This window comes from Chitinophaga sp. CF118, assembly GCF_900112615.1.
Classification (GTDB): domain Bacteria; phylum Bacteroidota; class Bacteroidia; order Chitinophagales; family Chitinophagaceae; genus Chitinophaga.
The window spans coordinates 319,839-342,853 of record NZ_FOMK01000002.1; the positions used below are offsets into that span (position 1 = coordinate 319,839).

Below are 23,015 nucleotides of genomic sequence, written 5' to 3' on the forward strand. Positions count from 1 at the left end.
TTTCCTGTAAGATAAATGAATACCTCTTTAAGATTGGCTTTCTTCGCCTCCTTCGTTCTCTCAAGGCCTTCGATTGATTTTCTCTAAGTTCTTTTCCGGTAAGATGAATGAATACCTCTTCAAGGTTGGCTTTCTTCACCTCCTTCGTTCTCTCAAAGCCTTCGATTAATTTTCTCTAAGTTCTTTTCCCGTAAGATGAATGAATACATCTTCAAGGTTGGCTTTCTTTACCTCCTTCGTTTTCTCAAAGCCTTTGATTAATTTTCTCTAAGTTCTTTTCCCGTAAGATGAATGAATACATCTTCAAGGTTGGCTTTCTTTACCTCCTTCGTTCTCTCAAAGCCACCAGCCACCAGTTGATCGATCAGCGTATCCGGAGAATCCAGTGCAATGATTTTCCCTCCTTCTACAATCGCACAGCGATCACATAAAAACTCAGCCTCGTCCATATAGTGGGTGGTGATCACTACAGTAGTTCCCTGGGAACGTACCTGCTGAATCAGGTCCCACAGATTACGACGAGCCTGTGGATCAAGACCGGTAGTAGGTTCATCCAGGAAAATGATCTTTGGTTTATTGATAAGTGTTGTAGCGATAGAAAAACGTTGTTTCTGTCCACCGGACAGTTCTTTGAACTTTGCTTTAGCTTTATCTTCAAGGTTGAAAACGGCTAAGAGTTCCTTTGCATCTGCCTTTTGGTTATACAATCCGCAGAAAAGGTCTATCAGTTCTGTGAGGTTTAAGCCGGGATAATAACCCGAGCTTTGCAGTTGCACCCCAATCAGTTTCTTAATGGCTTCCGGATCCTTGTCAAGATCTATCCCGTCCACGATTACCTGTCCGGAGGTTTTATCCCTTAATGTTTCGATGATTTCCAGTGTAGTGGATTTCCCTGCACCGTTAGGCCCCAGCAGGCCGAAGATCTCATTTTCATATACATCAAAGCTAATGCCCTTAACTGCCGTAAAATCTCCATATTTCTTTACCAGATCCCGGACTTCGATAATCTTCCTCTTTTCCATAGAACTAAATTACATAAAACACCGAAAGAAGTAGACAAAAAAAAGCCGGCCCCCTATGGAGCCGGCTCTCTTATTATAATTTTCTAGTGCTTAATAAACAATTGTGTGAAATAGATGATCCTTCCTTTTCCCTGGGCATAACCGATACCTATCAGGTTGAAATCACCCAGCATATTCTTACGGTGACCAGGACTATTAATCCATCCATCTACTACTCCTTTGGCATCCAGTGTGCCATAAGCTACATTTTCCGCAGCCCCTGACGCTCCTCCCAGCACTTTGCTAATTGCAGCGGCACGTACTTCAAAACCATCATGGCCAAAGCCGGTCTTGCCAGATGCCATATCCTGGCTATGTTTTTCTGCCAGCAGCTTGCAATTAATCTCCTGTTTTAAAGGAGGCAGCCCTTTGGATGCACGAAACTTGTTAGTGTAATAAAGGATCTGGTCATTCATGGAACCCGATACTTCCGATCCGGTACCAGCAGCAGCACCATGACCAGGACCAGCAGCAGAACCTGCCGGTGTGGCAGCACGACTACAGGCCATTAGGTGTAAAGCCACAAAACAGGTTAGTACAAAAAAAGAAAACTTGCGTGTCATAGAATGTTTGATAGATAATAAATAATTAATATTAGACTGAAACTTCTACTACAAGTTTAGCAAGAGTCATACCAAAAACCTATAATATGTTTTTTCAGCCTAACTATTTACGATCCGCTGCCATACATCCATCATGTTTTTAGAGCCCAGGAATACAGGTACACGCTGGTGTAATTTGGATGGCTTCAGCTCCAGCAGGCGCTGACGCCCGGTTGCCATAGCCGCACCACCTGCTTTTTCCATGATGAAGGACATCGGATTGCATTCATAACATAAACGCAAACGTCCCCCTGCATATTTTCCAAAGGAAGGATACATGAAAATTCCCCCCTGGATCAGCGTACGATGTACTTCTGCCACCATACAACCAACAAAACGGTGACGGTAGATCTTATCATGTTCGTCTTTTGCCAGGAAATAATCGATAGCCTTACGCACTTTTTCTTCATATAAGTGGTAATAACCAATGTTTACTGAGAAAATATCACTTTCTGTGGGGCATTTCAGGTTAGGATGCGACAAACAGAACTCCCCGATAGACGGATCCAGTGTAAAACCCTGCACACTACGCCGGGTAGCATATACCAACATAGTAGAAGAACCATATATAATATAACCTGCTGCAATCTGTACGTAACCAGGCTGCAGGAAATCTTCCAGTTCGCACGGGCTACCTGTGGGTGTCAGTCGTTTATAAACGGAAAAGATGGTACCAATTGAAACATTCACATCGATATTTCCCGAACCATCCAGAGGATCTAACAATACTACGTACTTGGAATTACGGGAATGCTCATCATCAAAAGCTATAAATTCTTCATTTTCTTCAGACGCTACCCCGCAACAATAAATACTGCTTTGCAGGGAACCGATAAACTGATCATTTGCAAACTCATCCAGCTTCTTCACCGATTCTCCCTGTACATTGATCCTGCCGGCTTCACCAAGAATATCAGCTATGCCAGCCTTATTGACTTCAACATTTACTCTCTTGGCAGCAAGCCCGATGTCACGCAATAAACCTGACAACTGACCTGTGGCACCAGGATAATTTCTTAACTCCTGGATGGTGAATTCATCCAATGTCATTACTCTTCGTTTATTATTCATATATAATGGATTAGTTTTCTAAATGGAATCGTAGGCTAATTTACCGGAAATCAGGTTATTTTAATGGAACTGTCATTTTATTATAAACAAATTTTAAAACGAATTTAAAGTTAACTTACTTTGCTCCGTATTTTTTTAACGGAAGTTTATTTCATATGAAGGTTTTCAAATTTGGCGGTGCAAGTTTAGAAAGTATTGAACGCATCCAGCAGGTAGCAGCAATTATACAGTCATTTCCCGACCAGCAACTGCTTATTGTGATCTCTGCTATGGGAAAAACCACCAATGAGCTGGAGAAAGTAGCCCAGAGTTTTTTCCTCCGCAAACGCGAAATAGCAGCCCAGCTGCTACATAATATAGAACAACAGCACCTGGAAATAGCGGAAAAACTCCTGGGAAACCGGGATAATCCCGTATTTAACCAATTACAGGAATTCTTTACAGAGGCAGAATGGACCTTAGGCGAAAAGCCCATACGCCAGTACGATTACTACTACGATCAGCTGGTAAGCCTGGGTGAACTCCTGAGTACCGCCATCATGAGTGCCTACTTTAGCCTCGCTGGCGTTGCCAATACCTGGCTGGATGTACGTGACGTATTCCGTACGGACGATACCTTCCGGGATGCGAACATCGACTGGGAAGTAACCCAGACCCAGGTGAACGAGAAAGTACTTCCCCTTTTCAAAAGTACCAACATCGTGATCACCCAGGGCTTTATTGGCAGTACAGACCAGAATGAAAGCGTAACCCTGGGCAGGGAAGGCAGTGATTACTCCGCCGCCGTATTTGCCAACCTCCTGAATGCCGAGAGCCAAACCATCTGGAAAGATGTGGAAGGACTGAAAAATGCAGACCCGAAACTGTTTCCCAATACTATCAATATTCCGGAGATCAGCTTCAGTGAAGTGATAGAAATGGCCTATTATGGAGCACAGGTAATCCATCCAAAAACCATCAAACCGCTCCATAACAAGCAGATCCCACTATATGTAAAGAGTTTCCTAAATAAAGATTTGCCAGGAACGGTGATCCGGGAAGATATAGACGTAAAACAATTACCTCCTATCATCGTACTGAAAAAGAACCAGGTATTGCTCACCATCACCTCAAGAGATTTCTCTTTCATTACTGAAGACAGGATCAGCGATATCTATGAAATGTTCCACAAGCTCAAGATAAAGATCAACCTGATGCAGAATGCCGCCATTAGCTTTTCCTGCTGTATTGATAACAGCCCGGAAAAAATAGAACTGCTCATGAAAGCTCTGCATAATGACTTTAAAATTGCTTATTTCGAAGGTCTGGAACTGCTCACCGTTCGTTATAATAAAGACGGATTACTGGAAGAATTAAGTAAAGACCGGACAGTATTATTGGAGCAACGCTCGCTGATCACTATTCAACGCCTTTTAAAATAATTTGCATTCTCCCTGCAACCTTTTTTTATAAGTTCGTCTTTGAGATAAGAGTAACCAACAGGTCCCAACTTTTAACTCATTGAACGATTGCTTTATGAACAAAATAATCCTATTCGTACTGCTTGCACTCATATGCGCGAGTAGCACGTATGCCCAAAAAATTAGTATAAAAATAACCGACTCAAATGGACACCCTCTTCCATATACCACTGTTCTGTTAAAACAGACTAAAGATTCTGTGCTTGTAAAAGGAGAACTGACTGATGCTGCAGGAGCCTCCAACTTTGATAAAATCAACGATGGCCGTTATTTCATCCAGGCATCCCTTATGGGCTTTGGCTCAGCAACCACTCCAGACTTTTCCGTTGATGCTAACCATAAACAGATCCAGCTTGGACCGCTCACACTACAACAGGCATCTAAAAGCCTTCAGGGGGTTACCGTATCTGCACAGAAACCTTTCATCGAAAGAAAGAATGGCGCTACTGTAATAAACGTGGAAAGCAGCGTAGCCGCTGCCGGTGGTACCGCTCTGGATATTCTGAAAAGAGCACCAGGGGTACAGATAGACCAGGACGACAATGTGCTTGTAAAAGGCAAACAGGGGGTTACCGTAATGCTGGATGGGAAACTCACTTATCTTTCAGGAGACCAGCTGGCCAACCTGCTCAAAAGTATGCCGGCAGAAACAATTTCCCAGATTGAAATCATTACCAGTCCTTCTGCCAAATACGATGCCGCAGGCAATAACGGTATCATCAATATCAAAACTAAAAAAGGAGTAGTTACAGGATTCAATGGTTCTGTTACAGCCGGTGCAGGTAAAGGCCGTTACCCTTTTTATAATGCCGGAACAACAGTGAACTGGCGCACTGAAAAATTCAACCTTTTTGGTAATTATAATCACAATGACAGACAGTTTTTCCGGGACAGGACCCTGATAAGAAATATTGGGGGAGAAATACCACAAACTTTCAATTCTGCAGTGTTCGACAAAAGACATTTTATCAGTAATAACTATAAAGTTGGACTAGATTATTTTATCACTCCCAAACATACAGTAGGTGTGCTGGTAAACGGATTTAACAATGGTTTCCAGAACCGTTCCACAAGTGCTACGAAAATAAGCAACCAGGGAAGTCCGGTCATCGATTCAATATCGAACAGCTTTACCACGAATGATAATCATTTTAATAATACTACTGTTAACCTGAATTACAAGGGGCAGCTCGATACTATAGGTACTGAGATAAGTATGGATGCTGATATCGCAAAGTTTTATTTTAAACGGAACATACATCTCAATGATGATATGTTTCATACAAACGACCCTTCATACACCAGTCCGCATGCTATCCGTAACAATACTGTAACTGATCTGACGATAAAAAGTATTAAAGCAGATCTCGTTTTGCCTTTTACTAAAACGTTTAAACTGGAAACAGGATTGAAAGGTAGTTTTGTTACTACGGATAATGACCTGAAATATGATTCACTGATACAGGAGAAATACGAACCCGCTTTAACCCAGAGTAATCGTTTCATTTATAAGGAAAATGTGCTTGCTGCATACTTTATGCTGAAAAAGCAGATTAAAGGAACGGATCTTCAGGCGGGCCTTCGTATGGAACAAACAGAATCAGACGGGAATTCTGTCACCATGCAAACCCGTATGAAAAGGAACTATCTGAATTTTTTCCCCAGCCTGTCCGCAGATCATACTTTCAACGAATCTCATAAGCTTGGCATCTCATATTCTAAACGGATTTTCAGGCCGGACTACGATGATCTGAATCCCTTTATTTATTATATTGACAAGTATAATTTCGGGAAAGGCAATCCTTTTCTCAATCCGGAATACACCCACACTACAGAACTGAGTTACACCTATAAACAAAAGTATATTGTGGCAATGGGATATAGTCTTACAAACAATGTAATACTGGAATACCTTGAACAGGATACTATCACCAAAAGAATGACCAGTTATGAGAAAAACTTTGAGCGTAGCAACAGCTATTATATGAATATTACGCTTCCACTGGATCCTTTCAAATGGTGGAACATTACTAATAACATCAGCCTGAATTACAACACTTTTAATATAAAAGACACATCAATAAATCTGGGTAGTTCCATGATAGGTGTTAATTACCAGTCTACCCATACATTTACGCTTCCGGCCAACTGGAAACTGGAACTAAACGGTTACTATGAATCTCCATTTGTATGGGGAATTTTCAAAGGCCGATCTTCTTATGCTGTGGGCGCAGGGGTACAAAAAAGCATGTTCAGCAAGCGGGCCGTTTTTAAAGTGAATGTATCTGATATCTTTAAGGGCGACCAGTTCAGAGGAACATCGAAAAACGATAATCTGGACATCAAAATTAACAACCGCTGGCAGAGCAGGACAGTCAACTTCACTGTTACCTGGAATTTTGGAAACAGTGCTGTAAAAGGTGCAAGGGAAAGGCAGACAGGTACCTCTGAAGAGCAGAAAAGAACTGGTGGTTAAACGTAATTAATCAGCGGGTACCTTTTATATATCCCTCAAGATTATTGATAATATAACGTTGCTCATCAATGATATTCTTTACCACATCTCCGATAGAAATCATGCCGAGCAAACGGTTGCGTTCGTCTGTAACTGGTAAATGGCGGATATGTTTGTCCGTCATTTTTACCATACAATCTTCAATGGAATCATTTTCTGTTACAGTGAAGGGGTCTTCTGTCATGACCTCAATGATCCGGGTATCTTTGGAGGCCCGGCCTTTTACGATAACCTTACGTGCATAGTCACGTTCCGAAAAAATGCCTACTACCTGGTCCTGATCATTTAATACGATCAGTGCTCCCACATTTTTTTCCACTAAAACACTTAATGCTTCAAAAACGGTGTTGTCCGGATGGACGGAGTAAACGGCATGGCCCTTAACCTGCAGTATATCACGTACTGTTCCCATAACGAGGTCTTTAAAAGTGAAGAATAATAAACCGTATTTCCTAAGTTAAGATTTTAAAATCAGATAAAAAAGGAGAAACCCTATCTTAAATCCTCATAAAATTCCTTCAGAAATCTTGCATAACGTCTTTTTATATATTACTTTACGCGATAGTTTACAAAAAAACGTGCACTATAGACTCCCTAAATCCTTTCATGAGTATGAATAATTGGACAATGAAATCTGTGATATCTGCCACCATCGCGCTTATGCTTCCTTTCGGAGCTGTAAAAGCACAAAAAATATTCAGGGACTGGCCACTTGGTACAGATCCTGCTGCGATCGGTACATATGTGGCAAATCACTATACCGGCTCCCAATTTGCCAGTTTCGGAGCTTCCACCCCTGCTGAAAGTATCATTTATCCGGAAGTATGCACCTGGTACGGCGCATTTCAGGTTGCACGGGCCACAAAGAACAAAGACCTCCTGGAAAAATTAGTGGGTAGATTTGATCCGCTGATGGCGCAATCAGAAAGCCTGGTGCCCAAAGCTGACAATATAGAGCATAGCGTTTTTGGTGCCGTTCCCATAGAATTATATATGCGAACCAACCAGAACAGGTACCTTTCCCTGGGTCAGCCATTTGCCGACCAGCAATGGGATCTTCCTGAAAGTCTGCGTCCGGAACAACAGAAATACAGCACTATGGGGCTGTCCTGGCAAACCCGCATGTGGGTGGATGATATGTATATGATCACCCTCCTGCAGGTACAGGCTTTCCGTGCCACTGCCAATAAGAAATATGTAGAGAACGCTGCAAGGGAAATGGTGGCCTACCTGGATGCTTTACAACAGCCCAATGGTCTTTTTTACCATGCACAGGATGCTCCCTTCTTCTGGGGCAGAGGAAATGGATTGGCTGCCGCTGGTATGACCGAATTATTGAGCGAACTACCACTGGATAATCCAAACAGGTCACGAATCCTGGATAGTTATAAAAAATTGATGGCCGGCATCAAACCATACCAGGATAAAGGCTACATGTGGCATGAGCTGATCGACGAACCCGATGCATGGGTAGAAACATCCGCTACTGGTATGTTCACTTTTGCGATGATAGTAGGCGTGAAGAAAGGCTGGCTGGACGAAAAAGAATACGGTCCCATTGCTAAAAACACATGGATTTCCCTGGTAAAATATATCAATGAAGCCGGTGATATAAAAGAAGTATGTGAAAACACTGGCAAGAAAAACAATAAACAATATTATTTAGACCGTCGTCGTCTAACAGGCGATCTGCATGGCCAGGCAGCTATACTCTGGTGTGCTGCAGCATTACTGGCCAATTAATAAAAGAAAATAACCTATAAATTCCGGTACTGATGACGATTTTAAGAAGATTAGACTTATGTATTGTGCTGAAAAGGCTGTATCAATGTCAACCAGAATACGAAGGATTGTACTTCTTTAGATAAGCAGTCTTCCATTACTATTAAAATGACGGAAGGTGAAGGGTTTGTAGCGAGAATTTCTAACTAATTAATACTACTTAAAAGAGAGCGGGACCTTAAAATGCCTATTGTGCATTTTAAGGTCCCGCTCTCTTTTAAATAGTTCCTGTGATATCCCCTACTCTAACGTCTTCTCCCCTGTCACGGTTGCCGCATCCAGCTGATGCAGATCAAACACTACAATTTCATTAGCACCTTTGTTCAACCAGGTAGCAGGGCAATACAAACGTTTCTGCGGGCCTATTTCCCAATACCTTCCCAGGTTATGACCATTTACCCATACCAAACCCTTTTTAAAGGCAGAAAGATCTAAATAAGTATCTCCTGTAGTTGCCAGGGAGAACGTTCCTTTAAAGAACTGCCCGGGTCTGTTGGTTTTATCACTGGCCGTCAACTGTTGAACAAAATCATTCTTCATTGGCAAGCCATAGACTTCCCAGTTCATCAGGATCATTCCATTCAGTGTAACCCTGTCAGTGATACCCTTACGATCTATTAGTTCCTGCGCAAAGTTGATTCGGCCCAAACCTTCCACTAATATTTCCAGTACAGGATCTTTCACATCTGTCTTTGGCAATTCAATACTATGTTCACCGAGACGACGATCTATCTTACCCACATATTGTCCATTCAGGAATACAGTACCATAGTCGTGTAAGGAAGTGATATCCAGTTTACCGCTTTTATGACCTATCAACACTGTTTTATACACCATAAAGCCATAGTCCTGTCCGTATGCCTCAAACGTTTTCGGCTGTACGGAAGCAACCGCCGCCGGTAAATGTTCCCATACACTGGTGAATGGTGTTAACTGTATTGACGGAATGGTGATAGTCGGAATCGGTGCTGGTATTACAGGTAATTTCTTTTTGCTGTAAGAGCCGATCAGTTCACGCAATGCCATGTACTTTTCAGTAGCATTCCCCTGCTCATTGATAGGAGCATCATAATCATAGCTGGTTAAGTCCGGTTCATAACCTTTGCCTCCGGAATTAGCACCAGCAGTAAAACCGAAGTTCGTACCACCATGAATCACATAGAGATTGAAAGACCTTTTAGTATCCATCAGGAATTTCACTTCCTTCACGATCCCTGCTTTATCAGGACGGGCCCATTTCTCACCCCAGTGGGTCAACCAACCGGGATAGGACTCACTGCTAAAACTCGGAACATCAGGATTCTGCTTTTTAGCAGCCGCAAAATCTCCTTCTGAGCTACCTGAATCCAGTCCCACAGCCGCACCCGGTACACCGCCAGCTTCCAGCAAAGGAGCCACAGGACCATCAGCAGTATAAAAAGGAACATTGATACCATCCTGTTCCCACAGTTGTTTCAATTTATACAGGTAGGCCTTATCATTCCCAAAGCTGCCATATTCATTTTCCACCTGTACCATGATGATCGGTCCGCCGTTAGTTATCTGCAGTCCTTTCACCTGTTCGGACAATGCCTTTAAGTAACGCTCTGTAGCCTCCATATAACGGGGATCCATACACCGCACCTTGATATCGGGAATACGCAGCAGGTAAGGCGGTAAACCACCAAATTCCCATTCTGCACATACATATGGACCGGGGCGTAACAGCACCCACATCCCTTCAGCCTGCACCAGTTTAATAAACTCAGCTATATTGCGATTTTCTGTAGTAAAATCGAATTGTCCTGCTTCCTGTTCATGATAATTCCAGAATACATATGCAGCAATGGTATTACAACCCATGGCCTTTGCCATCTGGATTCTGTGTTTCCAGTATTCCTTCGGAATACGGGCAGGATGCATTTCACCGCTGATGATCTGGTAAGGTTTGCCGTCCAGTAAAAATTCTGATTTCCCCAGCGCAAAGGAGTGTTTGGCCTGCCCCTGTACCATGACTATACAGCAAAGCAGCGCCATTGCGCACATGACTATAACTTTTCTCATTGTCCCTGTAACATTGATTAAGCCTACAAAATAAGAAAAGTAGCGCAAAAATCCATTTAAAGAAAAATCACCTCGCCGGTTTTAAGATCATAGAAAGCCCCAACAATTTTTATTTCGCCCTTATCTTCCATCTCTTTTAATATGGGACTTTTAGATCTGATAGTTTCAATAGTATTGATAACGTTATTTTTTGTAACATACTCTACGAAGTCATCATTCTTAGAAGTTTTCTCTCCTTTAAAATCCTGTGACTTAACTACAGCGGGTTCTATTTTGGCAAGCATTGCAGTTATATTTCCCAATTTCACATTATCAATGGCAGCCTTTATAGCACCACAGGATCTATGTCCTAATACCACTATCAGTTTAGCTCCGGATACTTTACAACCATACTCTAAACTGCCCAATAAATCTTCATTTACAAAATTCCCTGCAACCCTTCCTACAAAAAGGTCTCCAATACCTTTATCGAATACATCTTCCACGGGAACGCGGCTATCCAGACAGGAAATTACAACAGCTTTAGGGTATTGCGCCTTATATGCGTTTCTAACCATAGCAGAATGATCCCTTTTGGTCAGGTCATTCATTACAAAACGTTTGTTCCCTGCTTTTAAATTTTGTAAAACAGAATCAGGTGTGAATGCCTTTTGTTCTTCTGCTGTTAATACATTTTTTCTTAAAGAAATTTCCGTAGCTGTTGATTTTTTTGATGCAGTATCGGAGTTTACATTTTGCTTTGCTGCTGTTCCATTTTTGCAGGATGTCATTACAGTAGTCACACCTATAACTACAAGGATCATTAAATTGTTCTTTCTCATTTTTTATTTTATTGTTTCACTGTTATGTTATATACGTTCTTTCTTCAGGTATAGTATTGTGCGAAATCAAAACTGTCAGGGTTGATCAGTCATTTTAATATTGATTGGTTATTATGTTCACTGTTAATGCTACTGTCCCTATGCTTTCATTGTTAAGTGCGGTTTTAACTTTAGGAGGTGCTAATGTACAAGGATGTTGTGTTTAAAACAAACCATTATCATTAAATTCACCTTAAAGTAATACCTAAGCCCAAATTATAAGAAATAAATATATTAGTTCTCAAGCTCTTAGCAAATAAAATGGCATAGTTTCAATAGCATCAATACGATTTATCAATCATGTATTGGGTATAAGCGGGAAACATCTGTAAATCATGTAACTTTATAACAACCCTGATTATTCACCCCTTCACATAATACTCTTATTATGAAAAGCAATCCATGTTTAATTATACTCCTGCTGATATGTTCTCTCTTTAACAAATCTATGGCTCAGTCCCCAATTGATATCGGTATTAAAGCTGGTCTCAGTATTCCCAATTTAACTTCCGGCAGTTCTGCGAATCCCATTAACAGCGGATATGGCTCCCGTCTGGGGCCAGATGCAGCTATACAAGCAGAGTTTCATCTTTCAAAACGATTCTCCATTCAACCGCAAATTGAATACTGCTCACAAGGAGGTAAGAAGAACGGCAAACAGGCATTCTCGGTTCCTGCAGAATTACAACCAATGTTTCCTCCCGGACAAGTCCCCCAATATCTATATGCTAATTATAAAAGCACCGCGAAAATCAACTATCTCATGATCCCCATCCTGGCAAAATATCATTTCTTCGTAAAGCATAATTGGGACTTGTATGTAGCAGCCGGTCCGTTTGTAAGTTTTGTATTATCTGCCAAAAATATCACAAGTGGCAAAAGCAATATTTACCTGGATGAACAACAGACGCAAGCACTTCCTGGTGGTGAGCAATCCTTTGATAAGACAGAGAAAATTAAGAAGGATCTGCACTCAGCCAATGCCGGAATTGACGGGCATATTGGTATTGCATATCATATAGGAAAGAGTAGTGTGTTTGTTGAAGGCGGTGGTAATTATGGGTTTGTGAACATCCAGAAAGATGATGTAAACGGGAAGAATAATACTGGTGCAGCAGTAGTGGTGGTGGGATATGCATTTGAGATTTGCCAGAGGTAACTCCAGGATCCGCCTCCAGGTATTGTTATGTTTAAACCATTGGAAACCCTCATCTTTTTCAGCTTGTTAAGGATGCCATAATTGTATGAGTATAAGAAGGGTGAATCTCGCTTTTAATTAATTATACTTACAATTTTACTTTTTTCTGATAAGGTTGAATTAAGAAAGTATTCCGATTGTAAGATTGATCCAGACTTAAAGTTGGTGACTATTGCATCATAATTATTACTTCCCGATTCAAACGACACCCTTGCCGTTGTCAGTGCAAGATCTCTCATTTTTATATCTGCATATCGTTCCTCTACCCTGCTCCATCCACCGATCAGGTATCTGTAAGTGATAATTTTCGCACCTGAACTATCATAACATATTAGGTAATTTATAATTCTGACGACTTCCCCACTTTTCACAACTTCTACTACCGTCCAGTTATTATTCTCAGGATTAAACTCCTTGCAGATCTGTTCAAGAAATTTCCATCTTATGGACTCTTTGTTCATGCTGTCAGTCTCAATATCCCAGTATACAGGTTCAGCCTCAAGCCGGTTCTGATATAGTTCTTTCTCTCCAACAATTGCAGCATTACTCAAACTATTCTCTAATGACCGGAGAGTAGCTTTATTCCATTTGTAAAATAAACTATCAATATTAATATCATCAGCCTTTATTAAAAGGCTGGCGATACACAGATAAAAATGCATAATTGCCATTTACGAAAATTTAAACTTCTCCATTCCAATTGAACAGTCACTCTCTATTTCAAATAACGATTAAATATTACAAACAGAACAAGTATAATAGTATAACTAATTACTGTTTCGATCCACCATTTCTTCTTTGCAATGAAGAGATAAGAGACAAATAGCAAATACGCAATCAATAAAGCAATGGTCAATCTCAATGATGACAAAATGGCAAATTTAGTAATATACTCTGCGTCTAAATAACCATCTTTAACTGCCATTATTTCATCTGCTTGTATTGCAGCAGGTAAAATAAACATATTCTCTAAACAATAAAGAAGCCATATAAGAATTATAACCGTGATAATTATTATTGGGACTAGCCCCCATTTAACACTTTTGTTCTTCAACATATTTACAGATTTATTTATGTCCCGAACCACATTCTTACTCTTTAATTTCACAAAGAAGTCGTTGCAGAAATGCGACAGTTATAAGTTAAAACAACAGCACCGATATAAGTACGGGTATCTGTTATTCGATTATAAGAATATTCCCTGAAGGGTTATCCGAAATTAATTACAATTTCTGTTCCTTTAAGTGTGTCATCTCTGTTTGGCTATTCAAATTTCCCCTGTTTCTTCAGTTCTTTCAGACTAAAAATTCTTGTTCCTGCGATTTTTCTGTATCCAGAATCTGTTGTCTTCATTTCCTTAACAACAATAGTGTCTCCATGGCATTCGCAAAAATAACCACCCTGCGCATCATCAAATGTCCCGATATACATTCTGAAGTTTGTTGAATCAGTAAGATAAGCTGACAAGAGGTCTCCGCCAAATGCGCCACTACCAAAAACCGTAAATCGCTCAATCCTTAGATTATTATCACAAGGTTGAAAACTACTTTTAAAATCACTCTTATCCCGCTTGTTTACACAGGCGGTAAGCGATAAAACAGCTATAAAAAAACAATAGTATTTGATCACGATATTTCTTTAAAAAATTAGGACCCTGTTTGATCTCTTCGAATTAATTTAAAGGTTTTTCTATATAGATAATTTCCAAAATTCAAATAGATCCAATTTACAAATCCCATAATAAGGCCAAAAAAAGGAATAAATAAAATCATAATTATAAATCCTTCAAATCCATAATGAGGTTCATTATTAAAGTAAACGGGAACAACATTAAACAGAGATAAAAATGATCCCAATAGCATAAATGGCATTGATCCGAATGTATATGCCCAGAATAGATTTTTAAAAGCAAATGGATTTTCTTTCATGCTTCTATTATTTTGTAATTATTTAATCCTTTGTAATTTTCCAATTTCAACAATTCCTTGCGCAGACTGGATTATTTCAATAATCTTCTGATTAATATAGACCTGATTTAGGTCGTGTTAATTCCATACGTTGCCTAATGCTACCTTCCGTTTTCAGATTTAGTTTGGTACAATCAGATTATCAAAGAACACAACCTTCTTTAATAGTTTCTTCCAGTTGGTTAATACGTTTATTTTGTTCTTCATTTATCTTTTGCTGCTGGATCAGGTATAAGGTAAGTTCCTCCACTTTCTGCAACAGCTTCTTATTCATCTCTCCTACATCAATTCCATCTTTTTCCACCTCTTTGGTAGTAGGAATCTCTGGTAGGTGTTTGTTTGACTTAATATAATTTTCTACTTCCATCAGAGGCGGTAACTTATAATCATCCGCAAATACAAAATCTGCCCACGGTGTTTGCGTAATACGTAGTTTTTTAGCGACGATGTTTCCAATCACTCTTAGTAACGCATCAGCTGATGAGGGTGTAAATATTGCCAGTGAATTATCAGTGTAATTATGGATCCTTACATTATAATCTTGTGGAGTACCTGTACCATAATGGAAATCTATATATGGGAATGCTGCTGCGCCAGTGATAGGAGAGCCTAACTCGAGGCCACCATCAGTATTAAATTGGTCATTATCGCTATAAATTCTTCCACTAACATGGAGATTACCTGTAACATCCAATTTTTCAACGGGTGCAATATTGCCGATGCCTACATTACCTCCACTGTTGTTTATAGAAAGATCTCCGTAAGTACTGCCGGAGGCTTTGACAATCTGTAAAGTACCATAACCGCTCTTATCGGCAGAAATGCCTAATAACACGGAAGTATATCCACCACTGCCAGAGCTGGGATTGCCAATAACAATGCCTCCAGTTCCATGTGGGTCTACGTTCAGAAGAGCAGAGGGCGTAAGTGTACCAATTCCAACATTGCCGGTAGAGTCAATAATATTGGTTCTTTGTGCAATTGCACCGGAAGCAAACAATCCGGCAGCAATAATGAGTGTGATCCTTTTCATTTTATTAATTAAAAAATTTCAATGGTATATATTTCATGATAAGTATATTAAATGGTAAATCACACTATTTTATAAAAGTATAGAGGTAAATCTAACATTCAATATTCTGCAAAAGTATCTATATTTCTCCATCAACATTACAGACTCATTACGTATTCTATTTGCGTAAAAAAAAGCCTCAACAAAGTTAAGGCTGCCTTTTTTACTGCCATCCCAGACAGAAAGATGTTCAATAAAATTGGCTAACTCATTTGCATTAACCTGACATTGAGGACAATCCATCGTAGGCCTTAATGTTGGCTATCCTCGATCTGGAGGCATTCACCGCTTTAACCTGCTGTTTTTCAAAACCATTTCTCTCTATCAATCCATCTAACATCTTTACATTATAAGAAGCCTCCTCTGAATAAAAAAGGTACCATACCAGGACATAGTAAAATAACTATATCCTGATATGGTATTAAAAGAGGAATTTCTATTTCTTAAAAGCATAATAGAACAACCCAATTGACATAAACAGTACGCCAAAAATTAAGGCATAACCAACATAAGTAGGATTCTCATCGGGGAATAAGAAATGGCTTTTCACTTCAGGTGAATATTTCAACTTAATACTGTCTCCAATGTTAAGTTGATCTCTTTTACCCCTGGTTATTGCTTTACTGTAAGTTTTACCATCCAATTCGAAAAACATAAGTTCCGTTTTTGATGTATAAACGACAGGCAATTTTTCAATCTTGACAGTTACAATCCTGCCATTTAAATATACCTCTCTATCCAGCCTAAAAGATATACTAACAGGAATTAGTATTATCAGTCCAACTATACCCGTGATTAAAAAAATTATTTTCGGTCTCATATTCTATTGTAATCTAATGACAGTATTATCTCTGGTAGGTGAAGGTAGATTAAAATTTAATTTCAATTGTTTTGCGTCCACTCTAACCTTTGCCTCCGTCATGATGTCAATTACTGATGACCCCACGACGGAAAAATTGTACTTGCCAATGTTGAGGGATCATCTGCAGCAGCTTTTGCAAGGTTTCTTCTCGCATCTGATAAAACAGCTGTTCTACCTTCACGTATACTATTAGCTGCAATTCTGCCGGCCCTATCAACCTGACCTTCAAGAAATCCATCTCAGGCCAAGTGGTAGCAAATATGACCACTCTTTTGAGTTTGCACGTGGCATCCTATAAAAATGATACAAGAATTTGCAGCTTGCCTGTGTCTACTTAGAGAATATTTTTTCTATAGGAATAATAAAAGGCCAGTCTAAAAGATCAGCCCTTAAAGTTTTTTTTACCTTTTTTCTTGAGGGCTTGCATTTCAACATAAAAGACAGCCTCATTGCTCTTTTAAGGCTGTTTCAAATGAAAGTTAAATTCTCAAAGATTATTTAGAGATACTGGCAAACATTGTTTCTTAATGAAAGTAGCCAACAATTCATTAGTATACATTTTACCCGTTTGACCTCCAACAAAATTGCCAAATCAGTCCTTGATCAATTAATACCTGTTGCTGCTTACTCTTTTCATTCATATCTATCAGGTGTAATGTTAACTCTTCCACCTTCCGCAGTAATACCTTATTCATTTCCCCCAGATCCTGTCCATCTTTTGCTACTTCTGAGGCTGAAGGCACATCAGGCAAATGTTTATTTGCTTTTATAAAACACGCTGTTTCTTCTAAAGAAGCTAATTTATAATCCGGTTCAAAAACATAGTCCGCCCACCCTGGTGACGATGTAACCTTAATTTTCCTGGCACCCATCGTACCTTCAACAGCAAGTTTATAAGAACCCGGAGTAGTAGTTCCAATTCCAACATTTCCAAAAGTAGATATTGCCATCTTCACCTCACCGGTTGAGAAAAACTTCATTCCTCCATAAGAACTCATCCACATAGTCGGTCCAGCTGTAGCCCAACTGTCCATTGTCCATTGCATACCATAATGAGGCTGAGACTTACCATCATAAGTCAGGTGATCATAGAGAGCAACACCTATAGAAGCACCGATACCTGATAACGCAATATTTCCTGCCACCATCAATTTTTCAGTTGGAATAGGTTCTCCAATACCCACATTCCCTGAGGGAGTAAGAAAAATGCCGGCAGGAGTCGTATTATTAGCTCCTGGTGTAAAGCAAAAGTGCCATTATTCCTCAAATATCCCATACCAATGATATTCTGTCCTGCTCTTATAAAAGACAGATGAAAAAGATTATCACCCTGATCAGAAGGCCTTACTATCTAACCTAAAATAACATCTTTGTGTAATCATGATCACAATGCAATGGTACATAACTGCCGAGCAGTTTATTAAATTGAAAAAGCTTTCCACGACCGCATTATCACAACATTTGCCACCACATTGCCCAGCTTGAGAAAAGTAAATAACGTGTAAAATGTAATGAGATGCTTTCAGGATGAGAAAGCTCCCCATATTGAAAAACAAGCAATTATAAATGAAAATCCGCAGGCGTTGCCTGCGGATTTTCATTTATAATTGCTTGTTTTTCGAACAAGTCTGAACGTATGACATGGAGAATCTAATTCATATACATAGTTCTTACCCTTTAAAGTGTGGTTAAATAATTTCGCATATTTTTTCTTATCCAAGTTATAAACACGCAATATATTGTAAGTATCTTCTAACCATTGCTTCTTATATTCAATTATATACTGATCATGGCTTTCCTTTCCATCAATATACCTGTCATCATTAATACTTAAGAAAATAGAATCTGCATTTTCATTTAATAGCTTCTCATAATCAGCTATAGGAATTGATAAATTTCCTGGCCAATAAGTAGCAAGTACATCTTCTTCTTTTCCATTATGGTATTTTATAAGTTTAAACTTTGCGTATTGATTATATACATCTTCATTTATTAAAAGTACAAAATCAATATTCTTGCTTTCTTTTTGCCCATACGCATTAGTAAGGAAACCCAATACCAAAATAACAGGCATAAAAAAAATTACTTTTATATAAGTCATATTACTTTTTTTTAATAATCCTCTCAATGGCTACTTTTTCTAATGTTAAAGGTCTCTGATTATTCCTATATATCACTGCACCATTTGGCCGACTAGGAATATTGAGTGTTCCATCAGAATTTTTGGTAACATTTGATATAGTACCTATAGGACCAACTATAATATTAGTGTTAAACTGTTTAAATGTATTTACATCCTTATCGGAAGGACTATTAGCCGATTGTGGATAAACCTTATCTCCATCAGATATGACTTTTGTTGGATGTGAGTGTATGGTCGCCTGTGCCTGAGCTGGTGAGGTTCCTGGCCATAATAAGGGCAGGCTTGTTTCGGCTGTTTGTACATCATTTTCTATTTTAGCTTCTGGTCCTGTATAAGCTCTAGATATATAACCATTTCCCATTACGATAGAGGATTCTTCTCTCAATCCTCCATTTTTAATCGTCCTGTCTAAAACATTTAATGCTTCCGATAAAACAATTTCTGGAGGTAATTCAACAGCAGAGTTAACGTCTTTAACAGCAGTAGTGCCCCCTGCTTTATCAGTCTTACTTATTTTATCTGCTTGTATTTCATCCGTTACAATATATCTTCTTTCATCATTTTGTTCATCTCTACCTAAATATTGCCCATTTTGATTGAAAAAATCTCCTGGATCCATTCCATCGGGATCGATAAATCTGATAGGGTTATCATATGCATAATTATAAGGACTCCATCTTCGCATCTTATCAGCTAAAGGATCTATTACAAACCATCTACCTATTTGCGGGTCCTGCATTCTCGCCCCATAATCATACCACTCCAAACCACTTCCATCATTAAACTCTCCGCTTTGCAATTCCTTACCATTATACTTCAATCTATTCTCCACATAATTGGCCCCTTTCAACGCTTTCGAACTTATCCCCGCCATCGTCAACCCAAACGGATAATAATGTGTCTCCTCCATCAATGGCCCACTATTATGAGCAACTACCAGATTATCAAAGAACACATCCTCTACACTCTCATTACTTGTATAAATATACAGAAATCCTGTTTTCTTTATCACAATTCTGTCTGTACCGAGTGTTTGCAATTGATCCGGGCTACCCTGGACCTGTTTCACACCACTGTTTTCATTTACCATGCTAAACCTATCATCAAACAGTGCATAGTTCAGATAAGATTTGGGTTTGTCTGTCAGATTCTGTGTGGGATCTTTCTGTTTTAATGCATCATAATCTGTACTGCTAAAACTTGTAGAAAGAGGGGAACCAGTTCCTGTAGCAGTATGTGCACCATCACTCACACTAGAACTACTGAATGCCTGCAATAAAGCGGTAAGCATATTAGCGGACGTAGTACCTGATGTACTGGTACCTGTACTTTTATAGAAAGCTTTTACACCCAACTGAATAGTATCACCAGCCATTACCCGCAATACTAATGATGGCCCGATCTTCTGTCCATTGACTGCATTCAACCTCGAAACATAGGCATTAGGGTTGGTTGTATTGTCCGCCGGATAACCAGCAGGCAATGCCGTACGTGTATTATCAATATTAGTGAACAACGCATTCTCGGTAGCAGTAGCTCCTGTTTCCATGGTAGCTGCATACTTATTGCTTTCACTCTGGGTACCTAATACTACTCGTACATTACCCAGATGATCCTTCTCAAAATAGTCATAGGTAAAACTCACCGGCTGACCGGTCATATATACCGGACGGATACGCCCTTCCTCATGAGATAAAAACTGTAATGTATCCTGCTCATATACAAAACCACCGATATAGTCTGTAATTGTTATTTTAGGAGTACTTGTTGTATTATCTGTTACTGTTTTTTTCAGTTTAATACCGGCAGCATCGTATTGGTAACTTATATTGCCTTTACCTGTGATTGTGATATTGGATGGCAGGTTTAACTGATTATAAGTAATACCACTGATCCCTTTATTCTGATCCGTTAAGAGGTTTCCATTTGCATCATAACTATAATCATCTCCTGTATTGCTACCATTATTAAAATCACCGAGTTTAGAAGATGCAGTATTACTCGCATCTGATACAGCAGACAGTTTATTACTGCCAGTAGTTGGATAGGAATAAGTAAGTTTATCTATTGGGCTAATAGCATTTCCTATTAAACCCTGCTGATTCATACTTATAATATTGCCATTCGCATCGTAAGCCAGGTTACTTACTGAAAAGTCTACCTTATCCTGTGTCCAGGTGGCACCAGTGGAATTCTGCTGTGTAAAATCAGCTACTGTCAGGCGATTTACCTTATCATAGCTGTACGCATATGCACGGGTTATTCCATCGGATTTGCTTTTCCATTTAGTACCGGCAATATTTCCATTGTATTGATTTGTACTGAATCCATAGTCGTAATTCAACTCCTGACCGAACCAGTTGTCAGTACTGCTGGTATTTACAAAAGCCTTATTAATACCCTGGAGCCATCCCCGGATATTATAAGTATAACTAAGTGTGTCCAACTGTGATGAGGAACTGGTTACTCCTAAACGCTTTTGTTTCAATTGCCCTAATTCATCATAACTATTCGCGACTACAATCTTATCCTGGTTACTATCATCATTCAACCTTTTTTTAATATTGAGTACCCGTCCCGCAGCATCATACTCCATCATTGTAAGTATGGTAGTCTTAGGAGTTACCCCACTACGTGGATTAGTATGACGGAGATAACTGCTTAATACCTTCCCGCTAAAATCATAGAGATTAGTAGTTATATCCCTGCCTCCGGAAACATTGTCGGAAGATGCCTGGATCACACGTCCTTTATCGTTATAATAGGTAGTTGTTGTTAGCCATTGATCTGTATCCAATACTCTCACCTTAGTACCTGTTACTATTCCATTTGTCATAGTACTAGGAACAGAAGGCAAGGTTTCTGCATAAGGGTTTACGCCCGCTTGAAGTTTAGCCAGATCCGCTGTTTGATAACTGAGTGCTCCTGCATAATTATAATTATCGTAAAAAGTAAACGTGAGAGGTGTCAGTGCAGCTGAAGATATTGCCGGCAAAGGGTTGGTTGCATTGATCGTAGTAGTCCCTCCTGTAGCAGCAGCATTGATCTCTGCAATAAATTCAGCACCCATACCTGAGTCGAAACCATCCTGAAAGATGATACTATTAGTAGCTGTATAATTACTACTTCCATCATAACCACCTAATACCAGATCGGCAGTGGCAGGAAACACATAACTTATAGTCTGAGTACCAGATGTAGCAGTATTAAGGCTCGCCTGAAGCGCGGCCTGGGTAGTATTCGCTTTATAAATGGCCGTCATAGTGGGACGGTTCAATCCATCATAAAAAGTAACCAGCCATTCCTGCGGAGACTTTAACCGTTGATTCGCATCCTGAGTAAACACCAGCCTGTCCCTTGTATCATAAATAAGGTACACTGGGCCGGCTCCGGGTACTTTTTTTACTGTCATCCGGTTGCGACCATCATACTGATACTGGAAACATAACTCATCAGCAACGGCACTTACATCCCATCCAGCTATCATACTTCTTTCAACTGCCAACGGTGGAATTACAAAACGAAGATTATTCAGATCATCATATACATAATAAGTACACAACCAGCCAATATGATCTGTTCCCGGAGTAGCTGCCAATTGCACCTTCTTCAAAACAACATGGTTCTCCTTATCCTTATATTCCACTATCTGGTTTCCTGATTCGTCAATCACCACATTCTTATATAACTCACCGGCAGCATAAGTCGCAGTAGTGGTTGGCAAACCTGTGTCTATATGCCATATGCGTACAGCATCTGTTATTGCATTAACCAGATATTGATTCTCTACCGGGTGATTCCCTCCTCCATTTGCCCAACTATTACCTGGTGCATATGCCTTTAATACACGATTTAATGGGGAGGATTCATAGGCTGTTTGACTATAATAAATACTCTCCCCTACAATACCAGGATTGAGTGTACCATTCTGGTAAAAAGCCTGCTGATTGTTAAATGGATCTGTCTTGAACTTTCCGTCGTTTGTATTGCCTGTTTGCGGAACATATGGTAGGTATTTCAATTGTTCTCTACCATAAGCATCATACACAAATGCTGACACCACATCTTTTCCGGAAGGACTTATCCCTTTGTTGACAGTCTGCAAAGGACGGCCCAAACCATCAACATACTGGGTAGATTGTCTAACCTCTGCAACTGTACGACTGGTAGCAACAACAGTATTTGTATCTGAAGTGGGCATACTGGGCTCCCAGGTGCGGACAAAATTAATACTCGCATTAGTATAAGGAGAAGGAAGGGCTGCAGGTATTGCCGCAGGACGTGATAGCCCGCCTGGCATATTCTGAGCCTCTACTGTGACACTTAACGCCAGCAGTAATAGGACTTTGCTTAAATTAGCTATGATTCGCATAATCTTT

19 protein-coding genes are annotated in these 23,015 nt (G+C 39.7%); 4 read left to right on the forward strand and 15 right to left on the reverse strand.

Translation table 11 applies throughout. The features are described 5' to 3' along the window. Positions 1 to 257: 257 nt before the first annotated feature. The 3 genes from BM176_RS09570 to fbp all read right to left on the reverse strand — a co-directional run bounded on the left by BM176_RS09570 (position 258) and on the right by fbp (position 2,734). On the reverse strand, positions 258 to 1,022 hold the full coding sequence (locus tag BM176_RS09570) for an ABC transporter ATP-binding protein (RefSeq protein WP_090102228.1): 765 nt from the start codon (positions 1,020 to 1,022) through the stop codon (positions 258 to 260). Positions 1,023 to 1,105: 83 nt separating this feature from the next. Beyond that, positions 1,106 to 1,624, reverse strand: a complete 519-nt coding sequence (locus BM176_RS09575) for a CAP domain-containing protein (RefSeq protein WP_090102230.1) — start codon at positions 1,622 to 1,624, stop codon at positions 1,106 to 1,108. Positions 1,625 to 1,723: 99 nt separating this feature from the next. Then, on the reverse strand, positions 1,724 to 2,734 hold the full coding sequence (fbp, locus tag BM176_RS09580) for a class 1 fructose-bisphosphatase (RefSeq protein WP_090102231.1): 1,011 nt from the start codon (positions 2,732 to 2,734) through the stop codon (positions 1,724 to 1,726). 155 nt (positions 2,735 to 2,889) lie between these two features. Between fbp and BM176_RS09585 the strand changes: the two genes are divergently transcribed. Together BM176_RS09585 and BM176_RS09590 are read left to right on the forward strand one after the other, a co-directional pair. Continuing rightward, positions 2,890 to 4,155, forward strand: a complete 1,266-nt coding sequence (locus BM176_RS09585; RefSeq protein ID WP_090102233.1) for an aspartate kinase — start codon at positions 2,890 to 2,892, stop codon at positions 4,153 to 4,155. Between the two features lie 94 nt (positions 4,156 to 4,249). Next, a complete protein-coding gene (locus tag BM176_RS09590; RefSeq protein ID WP_090102236.1) occupies positions 4,250 to 6,670 on the forward strand; it encodes an outer membrane beta-barrel protein in 2,421 nt (806 codons plus the stop codon). 10 nt (positions 6,671 to 6,680) lie between these two features. Here the strand turns inward: BM176_RS09590 and BM176_RS09595 are convergent, their stop codons facing one another. Beyond that, entirely contained in the window at positions 6,681 to 7,121 is a 441-nt protein-coding gene (locus BM176_RS09595) for a CBS domain-containing protein (RefSeq protein ID WP_090102238.1), read from the reverse strand. Positions 7,122 to 7,321: 200 nt separating this feature from the next. Here BM176_RS09595 and BM176_RS09600 point away from each other — a divergent pair, with 200 nt between their 5' ends. Then, on the forward strand, positions 7,322 to 8,452 hold the full coding sequence (locus BM176_RS09600; RefSeq protein ID WP_255373485.1) for a glycoside hydrolase family 88/105 protein: 1,131 nt from the start codon (positions 7,322 to 7,324) through the stop codon (positions 8,450 to 8,452). A gap of 279 nt (positions 8,453 to 8,731) precedes the next feature. Here BM176_RS09600 and BM176_RS09605 read toward each other — a convergent pair whose 3' ends face one another. Further along, a complete protein-coding gene (locus tag BM176_RS09605; RefSeq protein ID WP_090102242.1) occupies positions 8,732 to 10,534 on the reverse strand; it encodes a glycoside hydrolase family 35 protein in 1,803 nt (600 codons plus the stop codon). 56 nt (positions 10,535 to 10,590) lie between these two features. Next, positions 10,591 to 11,355 carry a carbonic anhydrase family protein gene (locus BM176_RS09610; protein ID WP_090102243.1) on the reverse strand — a complete coding sequence of 255 codons (765 nt, stop codon included), beginning with the start codon at positions 11,353 to 11,355 and terminating at the stop codon, positions 10,591 to 10,593. Between the two features lie 427 nt (positions 11,356 to 11,782). Between BM176_RS09610 and BM176_RS09615 the strand changes: the two genes are divergently transcribed. After that, positions 11,783 to 12,553, forward strand: coding sequence for a porin family protein (locus BM176_RS09615; protein ID WP_090102245.1), 771 nt, complete (start codon positions 11,783 to 11,785; stop codon positions 12,551 to 12,553). A gap of 113 nt (positions 12,554 to 12,666) precedes the next feature. Here BM176_RS09615 and BM176_RS09620 read toward each other — a convergent pair whose 3' ends face one another. The 9 genes from BM176_RS09620 to BM176_RS09660 form a co-directional block, all read right to left on the reverse strand. Beyond that, positions 12,667 to 13,263 (reverse strand): hypothetical protein, encoded by a 597-nt coding sequence (locus BM176_RS09620; protein WP_090102247.1) that lies wholly within the window; start codon positions 13,261 to 13,263, stop codon positions 12,667 to 12,669. Between the two features lie 44 nt (positions 13,264 to 13,307). Next, positions 13,308 to 13,649 carry a hypothetical protein gene (locus BM176_RS09625; protein WP_143097764.1) on the reverse strand — a complete coding sequence of 114 codons (342 nt, stop codon included), beginning with the start codon at positions 13,647 to 13,649 and terminating at the stop codon, positions 13,308 to 13,310. 206 nt (positions 13,650 to 13,855) lie between these two features. Next, positions 13,856 to 14,221, reverse strand: a complete 366-nt coding sequence (locus tag BM176_RS09630) for a hypothetical protein (protein ID WP_090102251.1) — start codon at positions 14,219 to 14,221, stop codon at positions 13,856 to 13,858. A gap of 17 nt (positions 14,222 to 14,238) precedes the next feature. Then, positions 14,239 to 14,520, reverse strand: coding sequence for a hypothetical protein (locus BM176_RS09635; RefSeq protein WP_090102253.1), 282 nt, complete (start codon positions 14,518 to 14,520; stop codon positions 14,239 to 14,241). Positions 14,521 to 14,701: 181 nt separating this feature from the next. After that, a complete protein-coding gene (locus tag BM176_RS09640; RefSeq protein ID WP_090102255.1) occupies positions 14,702 to 15,592 on the reverse strand; it encodes a hypothetical protein in 891 nt (296 codons plus the stop codon). Positions 15,593 to 16,067: 475 nt separating this feature from the next. Then, on the reverse strand, positions 16,068 to 16,286 hold the full coding sequence (locus BM176_RS32150) for a hypothetical protein (protein WP_143097765.1): 219 nt from the start codon (positions 16,284 to 16,286) through the stop codon (positions 16,068 to 16,070). A 767-nt stretch (positions 16,287 to 17,053) separates the two neighbouring features. Further along, entirely contained in the window at positions 17,054 to 17,677 is a 624-nt protein-coding gene (locus tag BM176_RS09650) for a tail fiber protein (RefSeq protein ID WP_090102258.1), read from the reverse strand. A 413-nt stretch (positions 17,678 to 18,090) separates the two neighbouring features. Beyond that, positions 18,091 to 18,594, reverse strand: a complete 504-nt coding sequence (locus tag BM176_RS09655; protein WP_090102259.1) for a hypothetical protein — start codon at positions 18,592 to 18,594, stop codon at positions 18,091 to 18,093. A 1-nt stretch (position 18,595) separates the two neighbouring features. Further along, positions 18,596 to 23,008: a DUF6443 domain-containing protein gene (locus tag BM176_RS09660; protein ID WP_218162173.1), complete on the reverse strand. Its 4,413-nt coding sequence runs from the start codon at positions 23,006 to 23,008 to the stop codon at positions 18,596 to 18,598. Positions 23,009 to 23,015: the final 7 nt, after the last annotated feature.